The 25,968-nt window shown below is 56.8% G+C and carries 20 protein-coding genes; 12 read left to right on the top strand and 8 right to left on the bottom strand.

The features are described 5' to 3' along the window. From HBM95_11635 to HBM95_11625, 3 genes are all read right to left on the bottom strand, one after another. Window positions 1-987: an MBL fold metallo-hydrolase gene (locus tag HBM95_11635; GenBank protein ID NIH43581.1), complete on the bottom strand. Its 987-nt coding sequence runs from the start codon at window positions 985-987 to the stop codon at window positions 1-3. A gap of 141 nt (window positions 988-1,128) precedes the next feature. Beyond that, window positions 1,129-1,881, bottom strand: coding sequence for a 5'-nucleotidase, lipoprotein e(P4) family (locus HBM95_11630; protein ID NIH43580.1), 753 nt, complete (start codon window positions 1,879-1,881; stop codon window positions 1,129-1,131). A 77-nt stretch (window positions 1,882-1,958) separates the two neighbouring features. Beyond that, entirely contained in the window at window positions 1,959-2,486 is a 528-nt protein-coding gene (locus HBM95_11625; GenBank protein NIH43579.1) for a GNAT family N-acetyltransferase, read from the bottom strand. 132 nt (window positions 2,487-2,618) lie between these two features. Here HBM95_11625 and treZ point away from each other — a divergent pair, with 132 nt between their 5' ends. From treZ to glgX, 3 genes are read left to right on the top strand one after another with little or no spacing between them, the layout of a single operon-like run. Beyond that, window positions 2,619-4,406, top strand: a complete 1,788-nt coding sequence (gene treZ, locus HBM95_11620; GenBank protein NIH43578.1) for a malto-oligosyltrehalose trehalohydrolase — start codon at window positions 2,619-2,621, stop codon at window positions 4,404-4,406. After that, on the top strand, window positions 4,403-6,871 hold the full coding sequence (gene treY, locus HBM95_11615; protein ID NIH43577.1) for a malto-oligosyltrehalose synthase: 2,469 nt from the start codon (window positions 4,403-4,405) through the stop codon (window positions 6,869-6,871). Before treZ ends, treY begins: the two co-directional genes overlap by 4 nt. A gap of 15 nt (window positions 6,872-6,886) precedes the next feature. Continuing rightward, on the top strand, window positions 6,887-8,962 hold the full coding sequence (glgX, locus tag HBM95_11610) for a glycogen debranching protein GlgX (protein ID NIH43576.1): 2,076 nt from the start codon (window positions 6,887-6,889) through the stop codon (window positions 8,960-8,962). Window position 8,963: 1 nt separating this feature from the next. Here glgX and HBM95_11605 read toward each other — a convergent pair whose 3' ends face one another. Next, window positions 8,964-9,509, bottom strand: coding sequence for a winged helix DNA-binding protein (locus HBM95_11605; protein ID NIH43575.1), 546 nt, complete (start codon window positions 9,507-9,509; stop codon window positions 8,964-8,966). 199 nt (window positions 9,510-9,708) lie between these two features. Here HBM95_11605 and HBM95_11600 point away from each other — a divergent pair, with 199 nt between their 5' ends. Genes HBM95_11600 through HBM95_11590 form a run of 3 tightly spaced genes read left to right on the top strand, consistent with a single transcriptional unit; the run spans window position 9,709 to window position 12,419 of the window. Beyond that, on the top strand, window positions 9,709-10,431 hold the full coding sequence (locus tag HBM95_11600; protein NIH43574.1) for a DUF969 domain-containing protein: 723 nt from the start codon (window positions 9,709-9,711) through the stop codon (window positions 10,429-10,431). Then, window positions 10,428-11,414 (top strand): DUF979 domain-containing protein, encoded by a 987-nt coding sequence (locus HBM95_11595; GenBank protein NIH43573.1) that lies wholly within the window; start codon window positions 10,428-10,430, stop codon window positions 11,412-11,414. The genes HBM95_11600 and HBM95_11595 overlap by 4 nt, the downstream gene beginning before the upstream one ends. Window positions 11,415-11,423: 9 nt before the next feature. Next, on the top strand, window positions 11,424-12,419 hold the full coding sequence (locus HBM95_11590; GenBank protein NIH43572.1) for a DUF2891 domain-containing protein: 996 nt from the start codon (window positions 11,424-11,426) through the stop codon (window positions 12,417-12,419). Window positions 12,420-12,498: 79 nt separating this feature from the next. Here HBM95_11590 and HBM95_11585 read toward each other — a convergent pair whose 3' ends face one another. Beyond that, window positions 12,499-13,899: an MFS transporter gene (locus HBM95_11585; protein ID NIH43571.1), complete on the bottom strand. Its 1,401-nt coding sequence runs from the start codon at window positions 13,897-13,899 to the stop codon at window positions 12,499-12,501. A 117-nt stretch (window positions 13,900-14,016) separates the two neighbouring features. Here HBM95_11585 and HBM95_11580 point away from each other — a divergent pair, with 117 nt between their 5' ends. Next, on the top strand, window positions 14,017-14,922 hold the full coding sequence (locus tag HBM95_11580) for a LysR family transcriptional regulator (GenBank protein NIH43570.1): 906 nt from the start codon (window positions 14,017-14,019) through the stop codon (window positions 14,920-14,922). A gap of 3 nt (window positions 14,923-14,925) precedes the next feature. Here HBM95_11580 and HBM95_11575 read toward each other — a convergent pair whose 3' ends face one another. Together HBM95_11575 and HBM95_11570 are read right to left on the bottom strand one after the other, a co-directional pair. Continuing rightward, the gene (locus HBM95_11575) at window positions 14,926-16,380 is read right to left on the bottom strand and encodes a Cu(+)/Ag(+) sensor histidine kinase (protein NIH43569.1); all 1,455 of its coding nucleotides are present in this window, start codon (window positions 16,378-16,380) and stop codon (window positions 14,926-14,928) included. After that, on the bottom strand, window positions 16,370-17,053 hold the full coding sequence (locus tag HBM95_11570; GenBank protein NIH43568.1) for a response regulator transcription factor CusR: 684 nt from the start codon (window positions 17,051-17,053) through the stop codon (window positions 16,370-16,372). The genes HBM95_11575 and HBM95_11570 overlap by 11 nt, the downstream gene beginning before the upstream one ends. A gap of 163 nt (window positions 17,054-17,216) precedes the next feature. Here HBM95_11570 and HBM95_11565 point away from each other — a divergent pair, with 163 nt between their 5' ends. The 5 genes from HBM95_11565 to yjjJ all read left to right on the top strand — a co-directional run bounded on the left by HBM95_11565 (window position 17,217) and on the right by yjjJ (window position 24,765). Then, window positions 17,217-18,602, top strand: coding sequence for an efflux transporter outer membrane subunit (locus HBM95_11565; GenBank protein ID NIH43567.1), 1,386 nt, complete (start codon window positions 17,217-17,219; stop codon window positions 18,600-18,602). A gap of 23 nt (window positions 18,603-18,625) precedes the next feature. Beyond that, window positions 18,626-18,967, top strand: a complete 342-nt coding sequence (cusF, locus tag HBM95_11560) for a cation efflux system protein CusF (protein ID NIH43566.1) — start codon at window positions 18,626-18,628, stop codon at window positions 18,965-18,967. Between the two features lie 11 nt (window positions 18,968-18,978). Further along, a complete protein-coding gene (locus tag HBM95_11555; GenBank protein NIH43565.1) occupies window positions 18,979-20,229 on the top strand; it encodes an efflux RND transporter periplasmic adaptor subunit in 1,251 nt (416 codons plus the stop codon). A gap of 10 nt (window positions 20,230-20,239) precedes the next feature. Next, window positions 20,240-23,392, top strand: coding sequence for a Cu(+)/Ag(+) efflux RND transporter permease subunit SilA (gene silA / locus HBM95_11550; protein ID NIH43564.1), 3,153 nt, complete (start codon window positions 20,240-20,242; stop codon window positions 23,390-23,392). 68 nt (window positions 23,393-23,460) lie between these two features. Then, window positions 23,461-24,765, top strand: coding sequence for a type II toxin-antitoxin system HipA family toxin YjjJ (yjjJ, locus tag HBM95_11545; protein NIH43563.1), 1,305 nt, complete (start codon window positions 23,461-23,463; stop codon window positions 24,763-24,765). Between the two features lie 384 nt (window positions 24,766-25,149). Here yjjJ and HBM95_11540 read toward each other — a convergent pair whose 3' ends face one another. Continuing rightward, complete coding sequence (locus tag HBM95_11540) at window positions 25,150-25,953, bottom strand: carboxymuconolactone decarboxylase family protein (protein ID NIH43562.1); 804 nt, start codon at window positions 25,951-25,953, stop codon at window positions 25,150-25,152. Between the last annotated feature and the right edge of the window lie 15 nt (window positions 25,954-25,968).

Here is a 25,968-nt window from a genome sequence, read left to right as displayed (position 1 = left end):
TTATTTCGCGCTGCTGGCGTCCCGGTTGGTATAGGTGACAGGTACCCAGACATAGCCGCCTTTCTCTCCTTTCGTCACATACCCGATGCCCGGGAAAGGCAGATGGGGTGCGGCAACCAGGTCTCTGTTTTTCACAAACTCTGCGAACGCATGCTCGCGCACGCGTGCTGCGCCGTCCTGATCCTGATCGTAGGCGATAGTAACCTCAGGCTGCGGGAACTGGACCGCCGCAACGTGAATAACGTCACCGATGAAGGTGATCTTCTCGCCTTTACTTTCAAGCGTGTAGAAGGCCGAACCCGGCGTGTGTCCGGGGTGAACCGTGCCGGTAAGCCCCGGAAGAATCTCAGAGGTTCCGCTAAACGGCACCACTTTGCCGGCGTCAAGATAGGGCTTTAAGGTTTTCTGCGCGACGTCAAAGTAGTTCTGGTCGTAGCCGGTTTTTTTCTGATTGTCTTCGTTAAAGAAAAAGTCGACGTCCGGTTTGCCGACGTAAACGCGCGCGTTGCTGAACACCACCTTGCCGTCTTTCACCAGGCCGCCCGCATGGTCGGAATGGGCGTGGGTCAGCAGGACTTCAGTGATGTCCCCGGGTTTGATTCCCCTGGTGGCGAGGCTCTCAATCAGACGTCCGCCGTTACCGGGGCCAAAGAGCTGGCCGGAGCCGGTATCGACCAGGATTTTGTGTCCGGGCATCGCAATCAGAAAGGCATTGATGGACACTTCCGCCGGGTTGGTCTGGAAATTTTTCGCGAGCAGTGCGTCAGTTTTTTGCTCTGTGGTCCGGCGCAGCAGTTTGTGCAGATCCTGCGCGACGGTCCCGTCGGTAAACGAGGTCACCACAACGTCGCCGACCTGCACGCTGTAACCGCCTGCCGATTGTTTAACGACGTGCTGCGGCGTTTCCGCCGAGGCCTGCAGCGTAGGGTAAAAAAGCATTGAACTTGAAATCAGCGTGGAAAGAGCAAGTTTTTTCACGGTAAGCATACGAGTCTCCTTTGAAAGTGCTCATCTTACTGCTCCGTAAAAGTATAAGAACCTGCCCGGAAATGATAGGACCTATAAACGAGATAAATAGCTCAGCGCAAAAGCCGGGTGACAGTGAAGCCTTTCCCGGCTCGTAAAACGTTATTTTTTCAGCGATGCGTTCCAGCCGTCCGGCGTGGCTTTCGACCAGGAGCCATAAGCGGCATTAGGCAGCACAATCCAGTCATTACCGAAGTGTTCCATGCTGGCCTCAACCAGCTCGCGCTGCTGCTCGCTCGGCTTTTTGTTTTTAAACTGCACGGCGAAATCCGGCAGGCTGTCGCCAAACAGCATCACGATCTGCTGCTTTTTGAGGATGCTCTGGCGACGCTCTTCCTTGCTGACCGTATCCAGAAGCACGCTTTCATCGGACACCTGCGGAAGTCCCAGGGCTGTTAACGTTCTGAGCGTATCGGCTTTATTTTCCTGCATGCGGTCCGAGACGTAATAGATACGGACCTTGCTTTGATTAACGTGGTCAAGAAATGCCTTCGCTCCCGGAATTAAGCCGGGTTTTCCCTGTTTCTCCCAGTCGCTCCAGGTATCCCATTTCGTATAGTCGTGACACTGCTCCATGTCGCGCACCAGCAGGGGGGTGTTATCCAGTACCGTTTCATCCAGGTCCATTACTACGGCGTAATTTTCAGGCGTTTTCAGATCCTTTAACTTCTCGTTGAAGCGCTCGGTGGCAAACCGATACGTCTGCAGCTGAAGGGCCATAATCTCTGCCGATTTCTGCTGATAGCGCAGCGCCATTTCGTACGCTTTGGGTTCACACAGGTCTCGCCCGGCGGCCGTCGCCGCTGCACTCATAACAGGTAATACCAGCAGTAATGCCTTAGCCATTGAATTCACACTTCTTTCCTCAACACCGTGGTTAAAATCCCGAAAGCGTAATGAAGTTCAATGACAGAAATATGAAGGCTGCATCGCTACACCAGCATGTAATACCAGAACAGGGCGACTTCGTCTTTTTCCGGCAAGGCGTTATAGAGATAACGATCGTATCCGCCCAGGGTAAACCCGTAGTGACGGTAAAACAGACAGGCAGAGACGTTCACATTTTGTGTTTCAAGCCGTAATCCCGGCGCGTTTACGCTCCGGGCCCAGACGTGCGCGGCGGCCATCAGCTTTTGCGCGGCGCCGGTTCGGCGTTTCGTGCGCTCCACGGCGATGTAATCCACCGAAATAAACTTATTCCAGCCGATCGAAGCGGTAATAAATCCGGCTATTTGACCGTCATCCGTTTCAGCAACAAGAAAGATGGCATCCGGATTAACACAGTGGTTTTCAAGGGTTTGGATGTCGAGCTCGTAGGTTTTTATCCAGGGCTCGGCAACGGCTTCGATATGCAAATCACCGTGGATAAAAGGCTCTCTGGCGATGCGGCTAATGGTGAAAGAAAAGTCACAGCATTCAAGGCGTGGGAGATCGGTATTTAATCCTTTTCGAATCTGCATAGTATTCCCGGTAGTGAGTTATTTCATAAAGAATAGACGAAGCGGTTAAATCCGCTGAGCTAACGGACTTTTAATCCTGAACTAAGCTTGTACTTCGTTCCGCGTAAAATGTGGGTCATTCGAGGACAATGAATGGAATTCAGGACATTTCAAAAGCAGTGGGGTGCTGAGTTTATTTCCGATGACGTTGTACGTTTTCGCGTCTGGGCAGAAGGACAGAAAGAACTTACGCTACGTCTGGCCGCCACCGACGTGCCGATGACGGCGGTGGGGCACGGCTGGTTCCAGGCAGACGTTCATGGCGTCACGCACGGCGCAGAGTATCAGTTTGTCCTGCAGGACGGCATGGCGGTACCCGACCCGGCATCGCGCGCGCAAAAGGGCGATGTTAACGGCCCCTCCGTCGTTATCGATCCCCGACGCTATCAGCCGGTCAACCGGGACTGGGCAGGACGGCCGTGGGAAGAGACGGTTATCTACGAGCTGCACATCGGCACCTTTACCCCGGAGGGCACCTTCCGGGCGGCCATCGACAAGCTGCCTTATCTGGCAGAGCTGGGTATCACCCAGCTTGAAGTTATGCCCGTCTCCCAGTTTGGCGGATCCCGCGGCTGGGGCTACGACGGCGTGCTGCTGTATGCCCCGCACTCTGCCTACGGCACGCCGGAGGATTTCCACGCGTTTATCGATGCCGCGCACGGGTTGGGGCTTTCGGTAGTGCTGGATATCGTGCTCAACCACTTCGGCCCGGAGGGGAACTATCTGCCTCTGCTGTCGCCCGCGTTTTTCGATACGAAGCGGATGACGCCCTGGGGCAACGGCATCGCTTACGAGCGCGAGCCGGTGAGGCATTACATTACCGATGCGCCGCTCTACTGGCTGACGGAATACCGTCTGGACGGCCTGCGCTTTGATGCCATCGACCAGATTAAAGACAGCGCGGAGACGCACATTCTTGAGGAGATTGCCGCGAAGATCCGCGAGGCGCTCCCGCACCGTCACGTTCACCTGACCACGGAAGACAGCCGCAACGTGATTTTCCTGCATCCGCGCGATGAACAGGGCAACACGCCGCTGTTCACCGCCGAGTGGAATGATGACTTCCACAACGCTGCCCACGTGTTTGCTACCGGCGAAACGCACGCCTACTACCAGGATTTTGCCTTTGAGCCGGAGAAAAAGTTCGCTCGTGCGCTGGCGGAAGGGTTTGTCTACCAGGGTGAGATTTCGCTGCAAACCGGGGAATCTCGCGGGGTGGAGTGCAGCACGCAGCCGCCGCAGTTCTTCGTCGATTTTATTCAGAACCACGATCAGACCGGGAATCGCGCCCAGGGCGAGCGTCTTATCACCCTCGCGGGGGCCGATAAGACGCGGGTGCTGCTTGCCGCGCTGCTGCTTTCTCCCCATATCCCGCTGCTGTTTATGGGCGAAGAGTTCGGTGAAACGCACCCGTTCCTGTTCTTCACCGATTTTCACGGCGAACTGGCAAAAGCGGTGCGGGAAGGGCGCGCGAAAGAGTTCACCGGCCACGCCGGGCACGATGAAACCGTCCCGGATCCGAACGACGTGAACACCTTCGTTCGATCAAAGCTCGACTGGCATAAGATTGCCACCGACGAAGGTAAAACGTGGCTGCGCTTCACGCGCCACCTGCTGACGCTGCGCCATCGCCATATCGTTCCGCTTCTGCGTCATGGCGGCACCGTTCAGGGCAAGGTAATCAAGACCGTGCCCGGCATGGTGGTGGTGAGCTGGCACTTCCCGTCCGGGACGCTCTCTCTGGCGCTGAATATCGGCCCTAAGCCTGTCGATCTGCCTGTGCTTTCAGGGGAGACGCGCTTTGCCTGGCCGGAGGTAACGGACGTTTTGCCGCCGAACAGTATTGTCGTTCGCTTTGCTGATGGAGACGCATCGTTATGATCCCTTCCGCCACGTACCGTATCCAGTTCCGCAACGGCATGACGTTTGACCGCGCTGTCGAACTGGTGCCGTATCTGAAAGACCTCGGCATCAGCCACCTCTATGCCTCGCCCGTATTTACCGCCACAGCGGGTTCCACTCACGGCTATGACGTGACCAACCCGAATGAAATTGACCCCGCGATCGGTGGTCGGGAAGGCTTTGACCGCATGGCCGCGGCGCTCAGGCAGGCCGGCATGGGGCTGATTTTGGATATTGTCCCAAACCATATGTCCACCTCGCTGGAGAACACCTGGTGGCGGGACGTGATTGAATACGGCCAGCAGAGCCGCTATTTCCGCTATTTCGATATCGACGCGTCGCGACCACTGACGCTGCCGTTTCTCGGCGACACCTTTGAGGCGGAGCTGGAGAAGGGGGCTATCACGCTAGAACGTGACACTGTCACTAACAGAGCCTCTCTGGTCTATTACGACACCGCGTACCCGCTCAACCCGGGCACCTACAGCGAGGAGAAAAGCATTGCCGAACTGCACGACGCGCAAAGCTGGCGGCTGATGTCCTGGCGGGAAGCGCCGAAGCAGCTCTCGTGGCGGCGCTTCTTCGAGATCACGGGTCTGGTGGGCGTTCGGGTTGAAGACGAGGCGGTCTTCGACGATACGCACCGGCTGATCCTTGAGCTGGTTCACGCGGGCGTCGTAGACGGCCTGCGCATTGACCATATTGACGGCCTGGCCGATCCGCAGGGTTATTTGCAGAAGCTGCGGCAGGCAGCCGGACCCGACTGTTACATCACGGTCGAGAAAATTCTCGCGAAGGGAGAGCAGCTGCCCACCGACTGGCCGGTTTCCGGTACCACCGGGTACGAGTTTATCGCCTCGCTGGCGGAGGTGCTGGTCGATGACGATAACCTGTCGCGTCTGGAGACCATCCACGACGAGACGCTGGGAATGACGGTCGATCGCCATGCGGAACTGCGCGATGCCAAGGGCCTGATGACCGATCGTAATTTTGAGGGCGAGTTCACCACGCTGCTAAACCTTGCTGACGATCTGGCCCGCCGTAATGAGGTTGCGCTGCCGCGCGAGGAAATCCGTCACGCGCTGCGCGAGTTGCTTATTGCGTTTCCGGTGTACCGCACCTATGGCACCCGGGAGGGGTTAACCCCGCCAGACGTGGCGCTGCTTAGCCGCGTGGTCGCCGGCGTAAATACGTCCGAGGCGGCCCTGAGTCTGATTGTGCGCATTCTTACCGGCGACCTGCCGGAAGATTGCCGCGAGTCCGCCGCGCTTTTCAGAACACGCTTCCAGCAGCTGACCGGGCCGCTGATGGCGAAGTCGGTGGAAGATACGCTGTTTTTCCGCCTTAACCTTGAGCTTGCGCTCAATGAAGTGGGCGCTGACCCGACGCCGCGCGCGTTTTCACTATCCCGCTTTCACCAGGAGATGCGCATTCGTCTGGCCCGTCAGCCGGACGCGCTGCTGGGCACCTCCACGCACGATACCAAGCGCGGAGAAGACGCCCGGGCGCGTCTCTATACCCTGACGGAGGCGCCGGAACGCTGGGGAGAAAATCTCGCCCGCTGGCGGCAGATTAACCAGACCCGGGTGCGTTTTCTTAATGACGGCACCGCGCCGAACGCCGCAGATACGTGGATGATCTACCAGGCGCTGGCGGGCGTCTGGCCCGCCACGCTGTCGCCGGACGACGCTGAAGGGCTTGCATCACTGGAGACGCGCTTCCTCGGCTTCCTTGAGAAAGCGCTTCGCGAGGCGAAGCAGCGCACCGACTGGATCGACAGCAACGAGAGCTACGAGAGCGTGGTGTTGAGCTACGCGCGGCACCTGTTGTCCTCGGATAACAGCCTGTTCCTGCACGATTTCAGCGAGGCGATGCAGCCCTTTATCCGCGCCGGGCTGATAAACAGCCTCAGCCAGACGCTGATCAAGCTGACAGCTCCCGGCGTGCCGGATATCTATCAGGGCAGCGAGGCGCTTAACTTTAGCCTGGTCGACCCGGATAACCGACGGGAGCCGGACTTCCCGGCCCTGGTGCAAAACCTCAGCGCGGCGGATGCCACGGTGTTTGACAACCCGGCCTGCTGGCGTGACGGGCGCGTTAAACAGTTCGTTACCGCCACGCTGTTACGACTTCGACCGCATTACGACGCGCTTTTCCGCTACGGCGACTGGCTGCCGCTCAAGGTTTCCGGCGAGCGCGAGGAAAACCTGATTGTCTATGCGCGGGTTAAGGACGACGAGGCGCTGATCGTTGCCGTGCCGCGTCTGGTTTTTGGCGTCACCGATAATCATCAGCTGTGGGTCAATACCACGGTAGCGATACCCGACGAACTGGCCGGGAAGCGCTATCGGGATCTGTTCAGCGGTGAGAGCCGCATTCTGCAAGAGACGCTGGATTTAACGTCAGAAAAGGGATGTGTACTGGTTCTGCTTACCTGCGAATAATCGTGGAGAACGAAAATGGCAAAGGATACTACGTTTGAAATTCGGGCCGGTCATGGCCAACAGCTGGGGGCGAATTATGACGGGAAGGGGGTTAACTTCGCGCTGTTCTCCGCGCACGCTGAGCGGGTGGAGCTCTGTCTGTTTGACCCGTCCGGGAAAACGGAAATCGCCCGGCTGGAGCTGCCGGAATATACCCATGAGGTCTGGCACGGCTATGTGCCCGATCTGAAGCCCGGCGCGCTGTATGGCTATCGCGTCTACGGACCTTACAACCCTGAAAACGGTCACCGTTTTAACCCGCATAAGCTGCTTATCGACCCGTATGCCCGTGAACTGGTGGGCGATATCGACTGGAACGATGCCCATTTCGGCTATGAGCTGGGGCATGACGAGTTAGATTTAAGCTTTGATACGCGGGACAGCGCGCCGTTCACGCCGAAATGCAAGGTTATCGACCCGAACGCTTTCGACTGGCAGGATAACAACCGGCCAAACGTGCCCTGGCCGCATACCGTTGTCTATGAGAGCCACGTCAAGGGCTTTACCCAGATGAACCCGGCCATCCCGCCCGAGCTGCGCGGAACGTTTGAGGGGATGGGACATAAAGCCTCGGTCGACTACATCAAAAGCCTGGGCATTACCTCGGTGGAGCTGCTGCCGGTTCATTGGTTCCCGGACGACCAGCATCTCCTCGACCGTGGCCTGAAAAACTTCTGGGGCTATAACACGCTGGGCTTTTTTGCCCCCGCGTCGCGCTACTACGGCCCGGCGGGGATCCAGGGCTTTCGCGACATGGTGCGCGCCTATCATGACGCGGGCATTGAGGTGATTCTGGACGTGGTCTATAACCACACGGCGGAAGGTAACGAGCTAGGGCCTACGCTCTCGTTTAAGGGGATCGATAACTACAGCTATTACCGAACCCTGCCGGACCAGCACCGGTACTACATCAACGACACCGGGACGGGAAATACGGTCAACACCTCGCACCCGCGCGTGCTGCAGATGGTGATGGACTCCCTGCGCTACTGGGCGGAGTCGATGCATATTGACGGTTTTCGTTTCGACCTGGGGACGATACTGGGCCGCGAGCCCGAGGGGTTTGACCCACGCGGCGGTTTCTTCGACGCCATGACTCAGGATCCGGTGTTATCGAGACTCAAGCTGATTGGCGAACCCTGGGATATTGGCCCCGGCGGGTATCAGGTCGGCGGTTTCCCGCCGGGCTGGGGGGAGTGGAACGATAAGTATCGTGATACCGTTCGCGAGTACTGGAAGGGGGATAACGTCTCCACCGACTTTGCCGCGCGTCTGCTGGGCTCCGGGGATCTGTACGATCTGCGCGGGCGTCGTCCGTGGGCCAGCGTCAACTTCATCACCGCTCACGACGGCTTTACGCTGAATGATCTGGTGTCGTACAACGAGAAGCATAACGCCGATAACGGAGAGGACAATAACGACGGGCATAACGATAACCGCTCGTACAACTATGGGGAAGAAGGACCGACGGAGAACCCGGATATTATTGCTACACGCGAACGGCAGAAGCGCAATTTCCTGACCACGCTGCTGTTCTCCCACGGCACGCCGATGCTGCTGGCGGGGGACGAGTTTGGCCGCACGCAGAAGGGCAACAACAACGGCTACTGTCAGGACAGCGAGATCTCGTGGATTGACTGGAAGGGGTTCTCCGAAAACGACGCTGCGCTGCGCGAGTTTACTCGTCGTCTCATTGCCCTTCGCGCGCAACAGCCGCTGCTGCGCCGTGAAAGCTGGCGCGATGGGCTGGAGATCCGCTGGTTCAATGCCGGAGGCGGCCCGCAGCAGGCCGAGCAGTGGGATGAAGGTTCGACGCTTGGGGTCTCCATCAGCAGGCCGGATCTCAGGCAGGAGGACGGCATCTGGCACGACGTGCTGATGCTGTTTAACCCGTTCGAAGGCACCGTGCCGTTCCAGATCCCGCAGTTTGGCGAAGGGGGATGGGTTCTTGAACTGTCTACGGCGGATGACGCTGCCGCCGGAACAGCGATCACCGACACCGTAGAGTACGAGCTGGCCGGACGCAGCATTACCCTGTTCAGACGTCCGTAGTTCAGAGCGATGCCGCCGCGCGGGCGGCGGTGTCATACAGGGAGGAGATCGCGCGTAGCAGCTGCGCGGTTTCGCCGATCGCTTTCCCGGAAATGCCGCTCTCCGCGTGGATGGCAATTAGACACGCTTCCCGCACGTCCCGGTACTTCATGCACAACGCTTTCCCTTCCTCCGTGGTGGAGAAAAAGAGCTCTTTACCCGCTTTCTCACTCGTCACGTAGCCCGCTTTGACCAGCTTCTTCAGGGCATAGGTCACCACGTGGGTATCTTCCACGTTAAGCACGAAACAGATGTCGGCCAGCTTTTTCTTGCGGTCGCGGTGGTTCACGTGATGCAGCAGCGAAACGTCAAAGGCGCCCATATCCGGTTCGCCGGCTGCGGTCATGCAGCGCACCATCCATTTGTTGAACGCGTTGCCGGTCATGATCAGCGCGTACTCCAGCTCTGACAGTTCTGCGCAGCGCTCGGAAACCAGATGGCGGGAAGAGACGATCCGGCCATCGTTGATATCGTCGCGATCGGGTGAAGCACTCTTTTTCGAGGTCATAACGTTCCTTAGCCAGAAATGTAAACTCGTCGATAAAATAAGAACATTTTATTGATAATTTGTTTACATGTTTTTGAGGTTCAGATATAGCTTTTTAGCGCAGGTTTTGTGAAGCCTGACGTAAAACACAACATCGCTCGCCGCAAATTAAAAAAATAGCCGTCGGCGCGCAACGCTCACTTTCGATAGGGTAAACGTTATGGACGGTACTACGCTGTTGCCGCTGATCGGGATACCGATCGTGGTTATTGGTTTTGCACTGCGCTTCAACCCGCTGCTGGTAGTCGTGGTGGCGGGGCTGGCGACGGGCCTGCTGGTCGGGATGGATTTCGGGATGCTGCTGGAAACCTTCGGCGAGAAGTTCGTCAATAGCCGATCGCTGGCGACCTTCATCCTGATCTTGCCGGTGATTGGTCTGCTGGAATACTACGGGCTTAAAGAGCGCGCCCAGGCCTGGGTCGCGAAGATCGCCAGCGCCACCTCGGCGCGTATCCTGATGCTCTACTTCGTGGCGCGTGAAGGCACCGCCGCGCTGGGGCTGATGTCGCTGGGCGGTCATGCCCAGACTGTACGTCCGCTGCTGGCACCGATGGCTGAAGGGGCCGCCCTGAACGAATATGGCGAGCTGCCGCAGCACATTCGCGACAAAATCAAGGCCCATGCTGCGGCGTGCGACAACATTGCGGTCTTCTTTGGAGAAGACATCTTTATCGCCTTTGGCGCGGTGCTGCTGATCGACGCGTTCCTGAAAGAGAACGGTATTCAGGGCATCGAACCGCTGCATATCGGCCTGTGGGCTATCCCAACCGCCATTGCGGCATTGATTATTCATATGACGCGCCTGCTGCGCCTGGATGCCAGCATTCGTCGCGACGTGATGGCCTGGCGTGCAGAGCAGGGTAACCAGGAGGTGGCGCAATGATGACGCTTATCACCATTAACCGCGTGTATTACCTGATCGGCTTCGTCGTGATGCTGCTGGTCGTGATGACCCTGCGCGATCGCGCCAATCCGAAGCGTTTTACCACCGCGCTGTTCTGGTTTTTATTCGGCGGGATCTTCCTGTTCGGTGACCTGATGGTGCAGGAGCTGGGGAAATCGCTGGCGTACCGGATCGTTGGCGGGTGCGTCATCGCTATCGCGCTGCTGGCGGGTTTTGGCCTGGTCGGGAAAGGGCACTACAAAATGGCCTCCGAGGAGGAGCGCGTTGCCTCGTCAAAGCGCCTTAAAAACTGGCTGTTCCTGCCCGCGCTGATGATCCCGGTGGTAACGGTTATCGGGACGCTGTTCCTGAAAGGGGTGTCGGTTGGCGGCGTGTTCCTGCTCGATCAGAAACAGCTCACCCTGGCGGCGCTGTGCGTGGCCTGCGTCGCGGCGATCCTCACCGGCTGGTGGCTGACGAAGGGGACACCGCTGCATGCTATTCGCCAGTCTCGTCGTCTTGTCGACACTATCGGCTGGGCGGTGATCCTGCCGCAGATGCTGGCGATGCTCGGCGGCGTGTTCGTCGCGGCCAATACCGGGGATTCGGTGCAGAAGGTGGTCAGCCTGTTCGTGAACCCGGACAGTCGCTTCATGCTGGTGGTGATTTATTGCGTGGGGATGGCGCTGTTTACCATGATCATGGGTAACGCCTTTGCCGCTTTCCCTGTGCTGAGCGCGGGGATCGCCTTGCCGTTCCTGATCAACGTGCATCACGGCAACCCGGCGCCGCTGCTGGCGATTGGCATGTACGCGGGCTACTGTGGCACGCTGATGACGCCGATGGCTGCGAACTTCAATATCGTTCCCGCCGCGCTGCTGGAGCTGAAAGACAAATATCAGGTGATCAAGATCCAGATCCCGACCGCGTTAACCCTGTTGGTGGTGAACGTGTTCCTCATGTATTTCCTCGTGTTTCGCTAAGGAGCTGTTATGGAATTGACGCAACATCAGGCTGACGCGTTTGCCCGCATGCCTTTAACCTATTTGCGCCAGGAATACCCGAACCACATCATGCACCTGCTGAATGATGATGGTGACGTTCTGCCGCCGCGCGAGCTGCACCCGATTTTCTACGGCTGTTTCGACTGGCACTCGGCGGTGCACGGCTACTGGCTGCTGCTGCGCTGCGTGCGCCTCTATCCGGAGCTGCCGAGCCGGGACGCGATCTTCGCGCTTTTCGACGAGCACCTGACGGAAAAGAACGTGGCGAAAGAGCTGGCCTATTTCACCGCGCCGTTCCGCGCCTCGTTCGAGCGCCCGTACGGCTACGGCTGGTTGCTGGCGCTGGCCCAGGAGCTGAAACAGTCGTCGCTGCCGCAGGCCGCAGGCTGGTATCAAACGCTTGAGCCGCTAACGCAGGATATTCGCCACAGGCTGGTGGATTACCTCGGCAAGCTCACCTATCCAATCCGCGTCGGGACGCATTACAACACGGCGTTTGCCCTCGCGCTGGCGCTCGATTACGCGCGAGGCGTGGAGGATAGCGCGCTTGAGCAGGCGATTGTGACGGCGGCGGAGCGGTTTTATCTCGCCGACACGCGCTATCCTGCCCACTACGAACCCGGTGGTGATGAGTACATTTCCGGGGCGCTGACGGAAGCGCTGCTGATGAGCAAGGTGTTGGAAGATTTCCCGGCCTGGTTTGACGCGTTTCTGCCGGATGTCGACTCCGTTGCGGCGCTGATGAACCCGGCGGAGGTGAGCGACCGTACCGATCCGAAAATTTCCCATCTCGACGGGTTAAACCTCAGCCGTGCGTGGTGCATGAAGCATATTGCTAAAGCGCTTCCCGCAAACCATCCGGCGCAGCAGGCGCTGCGTGATGCCGTGGCGAAACACCTGACGGCAAGCGTCGAGCACGTGGTGGGCAGCCACTACAGCGGCGGGCACTGGCTGGCGAGCTTTGCGCTGCTGGCGCTGGAGTAAACGAGCGAGTCGTCTTTTTTGCCGGGTGACGCTGCGCTTACCCGGCCTGCATTGTGCAAGCGTAGCGCCGCCGGGCGAATCAGGCTGATGCCCGAACCGCAGGGCGCAGCCGACTCACGCTAAACAACACCGACCCCATCGAGGCGATGACGGCGATCCACAGCGCAAAATGCACGGCCCGGTCATGGTCTGATTCGGTCGTCGCAAGCAGCACGCCCACCGCGGCGGCGCCGAGGCACTGGCCAAATGTCCTCACAATCGACAACACGCCGGAGGCATAGCTGGCATATTCCCGCGCCACGTTAGCGAGCATTTCCCGGTTATTGGGGCTCTGAAAGCAGCCGAACCCAATCCCGCACACCAGACTGCGCAGGCAGATATTCCATGCGGAAGGGCTATCCGGCAACGTCGCCAGCAGAACCAGCCCACCGACAAAAATCATCAGCCCGACAGTCGAGATCAGCGGCGCGGAAACGGTATCCGCCCAGCGCCCCGCGTGCGGCGCGATCAGCACGATGCCAATCGGCCACGGGGTGAACAGCAGCGCCGAAACCACCGGGCTGTAGCCATACACGCTCTGAAACAGGAACGGCAGCGCGACAAAGGTAATGCCCTGGCTGACAAACGAGGCCAGCGAGGTCAGGGCTGCAAGCGTAAAGCACCCATTTTTGAAAATAACGGGCGGCAGTATGGGACTTTGCGCGCGCCGAATACGCCAGATAAAGGCGAGGGCGCTGGCCAGCGTGAGGAGCCCCCAGCCTGTGGCCGCCGGGTTGATACTTTGCGTTATGTGCTGAAGGCTGTCGGCCAGCATGATTGCAGAACCTAACAGCACGGCGGAGAGCACGGCGCCCGGCGTATCAAAGGGGGACCGATCAACGTCCGGCTGGCGCGGTAACGCCCGCCACGCCAGCAGCAGGGCAACGCTGCCCGGGATGATGTTAATGGCGAACAGCCACTGCCAGCTCAGCGCGTCCAGTATGGTTCCGCCCAGGACAGGGGCAATCGCCGTGCTGGAGGCGATAAGCAGGGCGTGCAGCCCCAGAATTCGGCCAAGCAGTCGACCCGGAAATACGGATCGCAGGATCGCCGGGGCGATACTCAGGGTGGCCGCCCCGCCGATGCCCTGCAGAATACGCATGCCGATCAACATGTCGGGCGTCTTCGCCAGCGCGCAGCCGAGCGAGGTGAGCGTAAAGGTGGCAAGCCCGGCAAGAAACACCGGGCGATAGCCCACTCGCGCCGCCAGCGCCGCGAAGATGGCCAGCGTCATGGCCGCTGACAGCAGATAGCCGTTGGCAAACCAAACCGCAACGTTCGCGGGCACCTGCATTGCCTTTGCCATGGAGGGCAGCGCGATGTTGATCATGGTGCCGTCAAAGACGCCCATCAGCGTGGTGGTCATGACGGCGGCCATCACCCTGGCGCGTTCATGACCGGGTAATCCTTCATCGCCGGGCAGGTTTGAAAATAGCGTCATCGTCGTTACTCCGGATAAGAATAGTGATGACGAAACTATAATCATGGGGTATACAGGGCGGAAGACGCAGCGTTTGCACTTTATCGTTGCATAGAACGCCTTATCTGAGGAGCCATCGTGTCCGATCCTGACTTTAACCTTCTGGTTGCGCTCGACGTTCTGCTGGCCGAGGCCAGCGTGGCGGGCGCGGCGCGACGTTTGAACCTGAGCACCTCCGCCATGAGCCGTACCCTGAGCAGGCTGCGGGAGGTGACAGGCGATCCTATCCTGGTGCGGGCTGGTCGGCAGATGGTGCTGACCCCCTGGGCTGAAGCCACGCGGGACCGAGCCCGAAGCGCCGTGCATGAGGCGAGAGCGGTGCTCCAGCCCTCCACCGACACGCTGAAGGTGGAAAGTCTCGAGCGGCTGTTCACCATCCGGGCCAACGACGGTTTTGTGGTGGCGTTTGGGCCACTGCTCATAGCCGCCGTGGCGAGCGTTGCGCCCGGAGTGTGCATCCGCTTCGCTCCCAAACCAGAGAAAACGTCGCGCTATTTGCGGGAGGGGCTTGTCGACCTGGAGATCGGCGTGCAGAACAATATGGGGCCTGAAATACGCCTGCAGCGGCTTTTTCAGGATCGGTTTGTTGGCGCGGTGCGCAAGGGGCATCCGCTGTCGTCACAGCCTGATGTCAGCCTTGACGATTATGTCGCGTGGGGCCATGTGGTGGCGTCGCCTGATGGGGCATTACACGGGTCTGTTGACGATGCGCTGGCGGAACGGGGGATGAAACGAAAGATCGCCAGTGTGGTGCCTGGATTCCCGACGGCGTTATCCGTGGCGCTGGCCTCCGATCTTATTGCCATGGTGCCGGCGCTGTACCTGCTCAATCAGGCGATGACCGAGCGCGTGCACGTCTTTGAACTGCCCTTTAAGACCCGCACCATTACGGTGTCACAGATGTGGCATCCTCGCATGGAGCGGGACCCGGCGCATCGCTGGCTCAGGGAAAAGGTCCTTGAGGTATGCCGCGCTGTTTGCTGACGCTCAGAACACTTTTGCGGGCACGGTGAGGATGAAGCGCGTCGACACCGCATCCGATTCCACGCGGACTTTGCCGTGGTGCGCCGTGACGATGGACTTCACGATGGCAAGCCCAATTCCGCTGCCTTCACCTTTGCGCTGTCTGGACGGATCGACGCGATAAAAACGGTCAAACAACTTTGGCAGATGCGCCTGTGGGATCGGCGTGCCGGGGTTTTCTGTCACCAGCTCAACGTCGTTATCCCGTTTTCTGATGGAGACCGTTACCGTTTTCCCTTCCGGCGTATAGCGCAGGGCGTTGGAGAGCAGATTATTGATTGCTCTTCTGAACATCTGCGGATCGCCTTCTATCAGGCAGGGCATCCCGTTAAATTTCAGTGAGATGTGGCGTTCTTCCGCCCAGGCTTCGAAGAAATCGAACACTTTCATGACCTCGGCGCTTAAATCAAACATCACCCGGTCTGGGATCAGCTGGTTATTATCCGCCTGCGCCAGAAAAAGCATATCGCTGACCATGCGGGTCATCCGGTTGTACTCTTCCAGGCTGGAGTAGAGGACATCTTCCAGCTCTTTCTGGGAGCGGTTCTGGCTCAACGCAATTTCCGTTTGCGTCACCAGGTTGGTGATGGGGGTTCTGATTTCGTGGGCGATATCGGCGGAAAAATTCGCCTGCCGGGTAAAGACATCTTCAATTTTCCCAATCATATGGTTGAAGGAGATCACCAGCTGTTCCAGCTCAACGGGCACGCGGGACGGCTCCAGCCGCGCATCCAGATTTTCGGAGGTGATATTTTTAATGGCGGTGCTGACGTTACGCAGGGGCAAGTGTCCCTGGCGCACCGCGATACGAATAACCAGCACAATCAGCAGGCTGATCGCTGCGGCTATGGCAAAAAGATTCTTCTTCAGCGCCTCAAGGTAGTGGAGATGAAAATTTATCGAGAGCCCGATCAGCATGACGTAGTTCTGGGTTTTGCCCTGCAGTGTCGCCGTGCCTGAAGAGGCGATAATTCGGTAGGTTTGCATCTTCATGTCGGACCCGGCGTGCAGGGGGGCGGCAGGGTCTTCAACCGTCCAGAGAAACACATCCTGTGCACGACGGTGTGCGCTAAAGTTCGCCGTATTCATCGCCGGGCGCAGTGCCGCCCCTTGCGCCGAGCTGAACAGGGTATTGCCCTGCGGATCCAGAAGCAGGACGGCCACGTTGCGGTAGCTGGCGACCGACTCTTTGAGCTTGCTGATTTTCTTTTGGTCGGGATCGGCCGGAGACTGGAGGATGCGATGCATCGCGCTGCTGATCTGCTGTAAGTCGCTGATGTCCTGCTCGGCGAAATGCTTTTCAACGGAATGGAGCATAAACCAGGTAAAGGCGAAAAAGGCCAGTATCGTGGAGAGGCTGATAAAAAAGGTCAGCCGCAAGGCAAGAGAAAAAGGGCGCCTGGGAAGCTTAACGTGCATCCGGTACCTCCAGCATATAACCCACGCCGCGCACCGTCTGGATCAGCTTCGGTTCAAAATCGTTATCGATCTTTGCGCGCAGCCGCTTTACTGCCACGTCAATTGCGTTCGTGTCGCTGTCAAAGTTCATGTCCCACACCTGGGAGGCAATCAGGGAGCGGGGAAGTACCTCTCCCTGATGACGCAGGAAAAACTCCAGCAGGCTGAACTCTTTGCTGGTGAGCAGGATGCGATTGCCCGCCCGGCTGACCTTTCGCGATACGAGGTCAACCGTCAGGTCAGCCGCCTGGAGCTGGCTTTCCGCGATCACCGTATTCCCGCGTCTTAACAGCGTCCTTACCCTGGCGAGCAGCTCAGCGAAGGCGAACGGCTTAATGAGATAATCATCCGCGCCCAGCTCAAGCCCTTTAACCCGGTGTTCAATCGTTCCGAGAGCCGTGAGTAACAGGATGGGCATCCCTTTACCGGCCGAGCGAAGCATGCGGACAATATCCCAGCCGTTCACATCGGGCAGCATGATATCCAGAATCAGCAGATCGTATTCAGCGGTCATGGCGAGGTGGTAGCCGTTCAGGCCGTTATCCGCGTGGTCCACGACAAACCCCGCTTCCGTCAGCCCCTTGCTGAGGTACTCACCGGTTTTCATTTCATCTTCGACGATCAGTATTTTCATCGTGCTCCCCCTGACTGGCTGCTGACGACATTCTAGTGAGCCTGCGACCGTTAACAATGACTTACGCTAAAAATGACAACATTGTCATTATCCTGTCACCCGTCAAACAGGATGCGTTCCGTAGAGTAACCCTAAAACTACTCTGGACTTCATTTAAACCGTTATGTTCCTGTTAAAACGACTAAGCATCAGTACGGTATTTATTCTGGCAGGCTGCGTCTCGCTGGCGCCTGAATACCAGCGGCCGGAAGCACCGGTACCCCAGCAGTTTTCGCTTTCCCGTAACGGCCTGACGCCCGCGGCGGCGGGGTACCAGGACACCGGCTGGCGACGCTTTTTTGTCGATCCTCAGGTCGCCGGGCTGATTACGGAAGCCCTGAAGAACAACCGGGATATAAAAATGGCCGCCCTGAAGGTTGAGGAAGCCCGCGCGCAGTTCAACGTGACGGATGCGGATCGTTATCCTCAACTGAATGCCTCCTCGGGCATCACGTACAGCGGCGGGCTGAAAAGTGACAAACCCACTTCACAACAGTATGACGCGGGGCTAGCGCTTAGCTACGAGCTCGACTTTTTCGGCAAGTTGAAAAACATGAGCGAGGCCGATCGACAAAACTATTTCGCCAGCGAAGAAGCCCGCCGAGCGGTGCATATCCTGCTCGTCTCTAACGTGTCGCAGAGCTATTTCAACCAGCAGCTGGCGTATAAACAGCTGCGTATTGCGCGGGATACGCTGGCCAATTACCAGCACTCCTATGCGTTCGTTGAGCAGCAGCTGGTGACGGGCAGCACGAACATTCTGGCGCTGGAACAGGCCCGGGGACAGATCGAAAGCACGCAGGCAGAGATTGCCAAAAGAGAGGGGGAGCTGGCGCAGGCCAATAATGCCCTGCAGCTGCTCCTCGGCACGTATCGCGCGCTGCCGGGCGACGGCGGCATGAACGCCAGTGACGTTGCGCCGGTGAAACTGCCTCCCCATCTTTCATCAGCGATACTGCTGCAACGCCCGGATATTATGGAGGCGGGGTATCAGCTTAAAGCGGCCGATGCAAATATCGGCGCGGCACGTGCTGCTTTTTTCCCGTCCATTTCGCTGACCAGCGGGCTTTCAACCGGCAGCACGGAGTTGTCCAGCCTGTTCACGTCAGGGAGCGGGATGTGGAATTTTATTCCTAAAATCGACATTCCCATTTTTAATGCGGGCAGGAATAAGGCCGACCTGAAGCTGGCCGAAATTCGCCAGCAGCAGTCGGTTGTGAATTACGAACAAAAAATTCAGTCCGCCTTCAAACAGGTTGCCGACGCGCTCGCGCTGCGGGACAGCATTAACCAGCAAGTTGAAGCGCAGCAGCGTTATCTTGATTCGTTGCAAATTACCCTGCAGCGGGCCAGAGGATTATATTCCAGCGGTGTGGTCAGCTATATCGAGGTGCTCGACGCGGAACGTTCTCTTTTCTCCACGCAGCAAACCATTCTCGACCTTATTTACGCCCGCCAGGTGAATGAGATTAATCTCTTCACCGCGCTCGGCGGCGGTTGGGTTGAATAACTTCATTAAAGAGGAAAATAAAAATGCGTAATTCACTTAAAGCCGTTGTATTCGGTGCGGTCTCCATTGTGTTTTCTGCCAGCCTCCAGGCTGAGGTTCATTCGCATGGGGAAATGAATGCCGCCAGTAATGAGGCATCAGAGCAAATCATCCACGGTAAGGGCGTTGTGAAAGCGGTCGATCTTACGAATAAAAAAATCACCATCTCTCATGACGCTATCCCGGCGATTGGCTGGCCCGCGATGACCATGCGTTTCACCTTTATTCAGGCTGACGAGAGTATCAATGCCTTAAAAGTCGGCAGTCACGTTGATTTTTCGTTTATTCAGCAGGGCAATATCTCTTTACTGAAGAGCATTAAATAGCGAGAAACGGCATGGCCTCATTAAAAATAAAATATGCTGCCATGATAGTCAGCAGCCTAATTGCGGGAGGGCTGATATCGGTGACGGCATTGCAGGTTTTTCATTCATCTGTAAAAACGGAAAATAGCGCACCAGAAAGAAAGGTGCTTTTCTGGTATGACCCGATGAAGCCCGACGTGAAATTCGATAAGCCCGGTAAATCGCCGTTTATGGATATGGATCTGGTGCCGAAATATGCGGATGAAAACGACAATAAAATCAGTGTCGGTATCCGTATTGACCCGACCCAGGTTCAGAACCTCGGATTAAAAACGCAAAAGGTGACGCGCGGAACGCTGAATTATGCCCAGACCATCCCGGCCAACGTCAGCTATAACGACTATCAGTTTGTCATTGTGCAGGCGCGCGCGGAAGGCTTCGTGGAGAAAGTGTACCCGCTGACGACGGGCGATAAGGTGAAGAAAGGCACGCCACTTATTGATATTACCATTCCTGACTGGGTAGAGGCGCAGAGCGAGTTTCTGCTGTTATCCGGCACCGGCGGAACGCCGACGCAAATAAAAGGCGTTCTGGAACGTCTTCGCCTGGGCGGTATGCCGGATGAGGATATTCAGAGGCTGCGTGCCACCCGAACGATCCAGACCCGCTTTACCATCAAGGCGCCGATCGACGGAGTGATCACGGCTTTTGACCTGCGTACCGGCATGAATATTTCCAAAGATAAGGTAGTGGCGCAAATTCAGGGGATGGATCCGGTCTGGATCGGCGCGGCAGTGCCTGAATCCATTGCTTATCTGCTGAAAGATACCTCGCAGTTTGCTGTTTCGGTACCAGCTTATCCGGATAAAACCTTCCCGGTTGAAAAATGGAGTCTTCTGCCGAGCGTGGACCAGACCACCCGCACGCTGCAGGTTCGCCTGCAGGTCTCTAACAAGGACGAGCTGCTGAAACCGGGCATGAACGCCTACCTGAAGCTGAATACCCAAAGTCAGGAGATGCTGCTGATCCCCTCCCAGGCCGTTATCGATACTGGCAAAGAACAGCGCGTTATTACGGTAGATGCGGACGGGAATTTTGTCCCGAAAAGGATCCACGTTCTGCACGAATCTCAGCAGCAGTCCGGCATTGGCTCTGGCCTGAATGAAGGGGATTCAGTCGTGGTCAGCGGCCTGTTCCTGATTGACTCGGAGGCCAATATTACCGGCGCGCTGGAGCGCATGCGTCACGCTGAAGCTGCTGACGGCGCGCATTCCGGCCATTAAGGAGACGATGATGATTGAATGGATTATCCGGCGGTCAGTCGCCAACCGTTTCCTGGTCATGATGGGGGCGCTGTTCCTCAGCGTCTGGGGGACATGGACCATTATCAACACCCCGGTCGATGCCTTGCCCGATCTCTCTGACGTTCAGGTGATTATCAAAACCAGCTATCCTGGCCAGGCACCGCAGATTGTTGAAAACCAGGTGACCTATCCACTGACTACCACCATGCTCTCGGTTCCCGGCGCAAAGACCGTGCGCGGTTTTTCGCAGTTTGGCGATTCGTACGTGTATGTCATTTTTGAAGATGGCACCGATCTGTACTGGGCCCGTTCGCGCGTGCTGGAGTATCTGAACCAGGTTCAGGGCAAACTGCCTGCCGGCGTGAGCTCTGAAATCGGTCCTGATGCCACAGGCGTGGGCTGGATATTTGAGTATGCGCTGGTGGATCGCAGCGGAAAACACGATCTCGCAGAGTTGCGCTCGCTGCAGGACTGGTTCCTGAAATTTGAACTGAAAACAATCCCGAACGTGGCTGAAGTGGCGTCGGTGGGCGGCGTAGTTAAGCAGTATCAGATTCAGGTCAATCCGTTAAAACTGGCTCAGTACGGCGTTAGCCTGCCTGAGGTTAAGCAGGCCCTTGAGTCGTCTAACCAGGAGGCAGGGGGATCGTCAGTTGAAATGGCGGAAGCGGAGTATATGGTCCGGGCCAGCGGCTATCTGCAGACGATGGACGATTTCAATAACATCGTCCTGAAAACCGGAGAAAACGGGGTACCGATTTACCTTCGTGATGTTGCCCGCGTACAGGCGGGACCGGAAATGCGGCGCGGTATTGCGGAGCTGAACGGGCAGGGGGAAGTCGCTGGTGGTGTGGTGATCCTGCGTTCGGGCAAAAACGCGCGTGAAGTCATTACGGCGGTAAAAGATAAGCTGGAGACGCTGAAGGCCAGCCTGCCGCAAGGCGTTGAGATTGTGACCACCTACGATCGCAGCCAACTGATCGACCGGGCAATAGACAACCTGAGTTCCAGGCTGCTCGAAGAGTTTATCGTGGTGGCCATTGTCTGCGCGCTGTTCCTGTGGCACGTTCGCTCTGCGCTGGTCGCGATTGTCTCTCTGCCGCTGGGCCTGTGTATTGCCTTTATCGTCATGCATTTCCAGGGGCTGAACGCCAATATTATGTCCCTGGGAGGCATTGCCATTGCGGTCGGCGCGATGGTGGATGCCGCTATCGTCATGATTGAAAACGCGCACAAGCGGTTAGAAGAGTGGGATCACCAGCATCCGGGAGAGCAGATTGATAACGCCACGCGCTGGAAGGTGATTACCAACGCCTCTGTCGAAGTTGGCCCCGCGCTGTTTATCAGCCTGCTGATCATCACCCTGTCATTCATTCCCATTTTCACCCTGGAGGGACAGGAAGGGCGGCTGTTTGGTCCGCTGGCCTTCACCAAAACGTACTCCATGGCGGGCGCGGCTGCGCTTGCCATCATTGTTATTCCTATTTTGATGGGGTTCTGGATCAGGGGTAAGATTCCCGCTGAGACCAGTAACCCATTGAACAGGCTGCTGATTAAAGCCTATCACCCGTTGCTTATCAGGGTTCTTCACTGGCCAAAAACAACGCTGTTAGTCGCAGCCTTATCGATCCTCACGGTGATCTGGCCGCTCAGCCAGGTGGGCGGCGAGTTTTTACCGAAGATCAACGAAGGCGATCTGCTGTATATGCCCTCAACATTGCCGGGCGTTTCTCCGGCAGAAGCGGCCGCACTGTTACAGACCACGGACAAGTTAATTAAAACCGTGCCTGAAGTGGCCTCAGTTTTCGGCAAGACGGGTAAAGCCGAAACGGCTACGGATTCCGCGCCGCTCGAAATGGTGGAAACCACCATTCAGCTCAAGCCTGAGAATGAGTGGCGGTCCGGCATGACGATTGACAAGATTATTGACGAGCTCGACAAGACCGTTCGGTTGCCCGGTCTGGCGAATCTCTGGGTTCCGCCGATCCGCAATCGGATAGACATGCTTTCCACCGGGATCAAAAGCCCGATTGGTATCAAGGTGTCCGGTACCGTTCTGTCGGATATCGACGCGACGGCGCAAAGCATCGAGACGGTAGCGAAAACCGTGCCGGGCGTGGTGTCTGCCCTGGCTGAACGTCTGGAGGGCGGGCGCTACATTGATATTGATATCAACCGGGAAAAAGCCTCCCGCTACGGAATGACGGTGGGTGACGTGCAGCTGTTTGTCTCCTCGGCCATCGGCGGGGCGACGGTGGGTGAAACTGTGGAGGGCGTTGCCCGGTACCCGATTAATATTCGCTATCCTCAGGATTACCGGAACAGCCCGAACGCGTTGAAGCAGATGCCGATCCTGACGCCGATGAAACAGCAGATCACGCTGGGCGATGTGGCTGATATTAAGGTCGTATCTGGCCCGACCATGCTGAAAACGGAGAATGCGCGTCCTGCCAGCTGGATTTACATCGATGCCCGTGGCAGGGATATGGTGTCGGTGGTGAACGACATGAAGACGGCCATCAGCCAGAACGTGAAGCTGAAGCCGGGAACCAGCGTGTCATTCTCCGGCCAGTTTGAGCTCCTCGAACATGCCAACAAGAAGCTGAAGCTGATGGTGCCGATGACGGTGATGATCATCTTTATTCTGCTGTATCTGGCGTTCCGTCGCGTGGAAGAAGCGTTGCTAATCCTGATGAGTCTGCCGTTCGCCCTGGTCGGAGGCATTTGGTTCCTGTACTGGCAGGGCTTCCACATGTCTGTCGCAACCGGCACCGGGTTTATCGCTCTGGCGGGGGTCGCGGCAGAGTTTGGGGTGGTCATGCTGATGTATTTACGTCATGCCATTGAGGAGAATCCGGCGTTGTCCCATCGGGACACGTTCACCGAGCAGGAGCTTGATGACGCGCTTTATCATGGCGCCGTGCTGCGCGTGCGGCCGAAGGCGATGACCGTGGCGGTGATTATTGCCGGTCTGCTGCCCATTCTCTGGGGAACCGGTGCCGGGTCAGAGGTCATGAGCAGGATAGCGGCGCCTATGATTGGCGGGATGATCACGGCGCCGCTGCTGTCGCTGTTTATTATTCCTGCGGCGTATAAGTTGATTTGGTTGCGCAGGTATAAAACAAACACAGCCATTTGTTGAGATGACAGGGGAGTTAATACCTGATAAATTAGCTATTCAATAACCTATTCATAAAGCTATTCAATGCCATGATAAATCGATCCGAAACGCTACGACAATTGCTGAGACAAGGCCCTGTATCGGTAAAGCAACTCACTGATATTATGGGTATTAGTCAGCCTACTGTTTCGCGTTCGATTAAAGCGCTTGGCGATGAGGTTGTTCGCATTGGCTCTGGTCCATCTATTCACTATGTGCTTCGGGATACGCATCGTGGATTCAGTTCGGCTCCTGTCTACCGAATATCGGAAGAGGGTCAGGTTAAATCGCTGGGTAAACTCATTCCGGTTTATCCCGACGGATTTGTAATGGAGCAAGCGGATAATATATGCCTCCATAGCGATGGGTTGCCGTGGTGGTTGTTTGACATGCGGCCTCAGGGATACCTTGGCCGCGCGTATGCCTCCCGGTTTTCATCCGAGCTGGGCCTGCCGCCGAATCCTGAGAACTGGAGCGACACTGAGGTTATCAGGGCCTTGCTGGCTCATGGACACGATGCGGTGGGCAACCTGCTAATCGGAGAGCAGGCGCGGAATCATTTTATAGAGATGCCGTCTCCTGTTGCAGTGGACCGGGCAATCGCATACCCGTCGTTGGCGCAGGCCGTGAGCGCCGGCGATGTACCGGGTTCCTCTGCTGGCGGTGAGCAGCCGAAATTCTGTACTTATACAGAACGTGGCCACGTCATTGTGAAATTCACGGCACCTGACGATAACCCTGTAAGTGAACGTTGGCGAGATTTGCTGCTGGCGGAACATCTGGCGCTGAGCGTGCTTGGCGTCGAAACAGAGGTGTTTGATTTTGGAGGACAGCGCTTCCTTGAAATCCCACGGTTCGACCGTACGGGGCCGCTTGGTCGTAAGGGGCTTTTTTCTTTACGTGCGCTTGAGGCGGAATTTGTCGGCCGGGCAAGAGAGGCCTGGCCAGTTCTGGTTAATGAGCTGGCAAATCAGGGTTGCGTTCACCCGGATGCGGTCGCCCGCACCTCACGGCTTTGGGCGTTTGGCATGCTGATCGGCAATACCGACATGCACCATGGAAATCTGTCGTTTATCGGTTCCCATGGACGGCCATATGATCTTGCGCCAGCCTATGACATGCTGCCCATGGGATTTGCCCCGAAATCAGGAGGCGCACTGGTGAATACGCTGCGTCCGGCCATGCTTATTGACGCGATCGCGGGAGAAACCTGGCATGAAGCACTGGCGCTGGCCGAGCGCTTTTATACACTGGCCACCGGTTGCAGCCGTTTTTCGGCCAATTTTGCGCCATGTCTTGCCGCATTGCGCAGCCATCTGGACGAGGCGAGATTAAAGGTGTCGCGTCTTGGATAATGAGCGCGGTATTTTTACGGGGTGCATACTTAGTGCGGCATGTGTGCATCGCGAGTTTTCCCGATCAGCTAAGGAAGAGGGTGTTTCTTATGGATAAACCCAGGATGCAACTGAAGGAATTGAGGTTAGGGTAACGGCCATATTTGATTTAACTATTCTGGGTTTGAGGAATATACATAATTTACTTCAGCAACAGAAACAGTATAACAAACTGTTTTAAATGGATATTAATCAAATGGCAATTCAAACTCACAGTTATGAACTCAGTTTTGGTTCATAACTGTGTTAAACGCTGTCCAGAAATCACTCGATGTTACGTCTGTTAGTTCATGAACTGTTCGTTCTAATTTTATGATGTACTTCAGGTTTTCGTGTTAAGTAATATTACCTTTTACTCGATGAGCGATTGCTTAATACCTCTCCGACAACAGGAGCAGCTGTAAATGCGTTTGGCCAGCCAGCGTAAAACGCGGCTTGGGTAACGATCTCCCCAGCTTCCTCAGCAGAAAGTCCATTATCCATCGCTCTGTTGAGGTGATAGCCAATCTGCGCGCTCTGTCCAGATGCGATTAACGCGCTGACCGTAATCAGGCTTCTGTCGCGGGGTTTCAGCGCGGGTCTTTGCCAGAGATCCAGGAACAGTGGGTCAGCAGTAAATTTAACCAGACCAGGTGATATCGGTCCCACGTTTTTTTCCACTGTCTCTGAACGCTGCTTTTCTGCTTCCTGATTGAGAGGAAGCAGGTCCGGAGAAGCTTCAGGAAGTGCATCTGCCGTGACGCCACGAGATTCAAATACTGCTTTGGTCACGCTGACGGCTGACATTGCATTTGGCCAACCTGAGTAGAACGCCAGATGGGTAATGATTTCTGACAATTCCGCTGGCGTAACGCCATTATCAAGGGCAATGTCTATATAGTGCTTAAGGTCGCCAGGCTGGTTTCTGGCAATTAGCATGGCGACGGTCACCATACTACGATCTCTGGGCGAGAGGGCATCGCTTGTCCACAGATCTTCAGTAATAGCTTCTCGACCAAAGCGGGCAAGAGCCGGTGAGACAGAACGAATATCAGCTTCAGGAGTCGCTGAAGGTTCAATTTTCATCATAGCTTTACCTCTTGTTTCCTCAGCATTAGCAAAATCAGAAATAACAAGCGACATGGCCGCCACTGCAATTACGCTTTTCATGTTAATCCTCACTGG

This window comes from Enterobacter asburiae, from assembly GCA_011754535.1.
GTDB lineage: Bacteria > Pseudomonadota > Gammaproteobacteria > Enterobacterales > Enterobacteriaceae > Enterobacter > Enterobacter cloacae_N.
This window is presented reverse-complemented; position numbering and strand designations above follow the sequence as displayed.

Excerpts from the sequence above, each read along its gene's own strand:
- HBM95_11635 (NIH43581.1), bottom strand. The coding sequence starts at position 987 with ATGCTTACCGTGAAAAAACTTGCTCTTTCCACGCTGATTTCAAGTTCA.
- HBM95_11625 (NIH43579.1), bottom strand. The coding sequence starts at position 2,486 with ATGCAGATTCGAAAAGGATTAAATACCGATCTCCCACGCCTTGAATGC.
- treZ (NIH43578.1), top strand. The coding sequence starts at position 2,619 with ATGGAATTCAGGACATTTCAAAAGCAGTGGGGTGCTGAGTTTATTTCC.
- treY (NIH43577.1), top strand. The coding sequence starts at position 4,403 with ATGATCCCTTCCGCCACGTACCGTATCCAGTTCCGCAACGGCATGACG.
- glgX (NIH43576.1), top strand. The coding sequence starts at position 6,887 with ATGGCAAAGGATACTACGTTTGAAATTCGGGCCGGTCATGGCCAACAG.
- HBM95_11605 (NIH43575.1), bottom strand. The coding sequence starts at position 9,509 with ATGACCTCGAAAAAGAGTGCTTCACCCGATCGCGACGATATCAACGAT.
- HBM95_11600 (NIH43574.1), top strand. The coding sequence starts at position 9,709 with ATGGACGGTACTACGCTGTTGCCGCTGATCGGGATACCGATCGTGGTT.
- HBM95_11595 (NIH43573.1), top strand. The coding sequence starts at position 10,428 with ATGATGACGCTTATCACCATTAACCGCGTGTATTACCTGATCGGCTTC.
- HBM95_11590 (NIH43572.1), top strand. The coding sequence starts at position 11,424 with ATGGAATTGACGCAACATCAGGCTGACGCGTTTGCCCGCATGCCTTTA.
- HBM95_11585 (NIH43571.1), bottom strand. The coding sequence starts at position 13,899 with ATGACGCTATTTTCAAACCTGCCCGGCGATGAAGGATTACCCGGTCAT.
- HBM95_11575 (NIH43569.1), bottom strand. The coding sequence starts at position 16,380 with ATGCACGTTAAGCTTCCCAGGCGCCCTTTTTCTCTTGCCTTGCGGCTG.
- HBM95_11570 (NIH43568.1), bottom strand. The coding sequence starts at position 17,053 with ATGAAAATACTGATCGTCGAAGATGAAATGAAAACCGGTGAGTACCTC.
- HBM95_11565 (NIH43567.1), top strand. The coding sequence starts at position 17,217 with ATGTTCCTGTTAAAACGACTAAGCATCAGTACGGTATTTATTCTGGCA.
- cusF (NIH43566.1), top strand. The coding sequence starts at position 18,626 with ATGCGTAATTCACTTAAAGCCGTTGTATTCGGTGCGGTCTCCATTGTG.
- HBM95_11555 (NIH43565.1), top strand. The coding sequence starts at position 18,979 with ATGGCCTCATTAAAAATAAAATATGCTGCCATGATAGTCAGCAGCCTA.
- silA (NIH43564.1), top strand. The coding sequence starts at position 20,240 with ATGATTGAATGGATTATCCGGCGGTCAGTCGCCAACCGTTTCCTGGTC.
- yjjJ (NIH43563.1), top strand. The coding sequence starts at position 23,461 with ATGATAAATCGATCCGAAACGCTACGACAATTGCTGAGACAAGGCCCT.
- HBM95_11540 (NIH43562.1), bottom strand. The coding sequence starts at position 25,953 with ATGAAAAGCGTAATTGCAGTGGCGGCCATGTCGCTTGTTATTTCTGAT.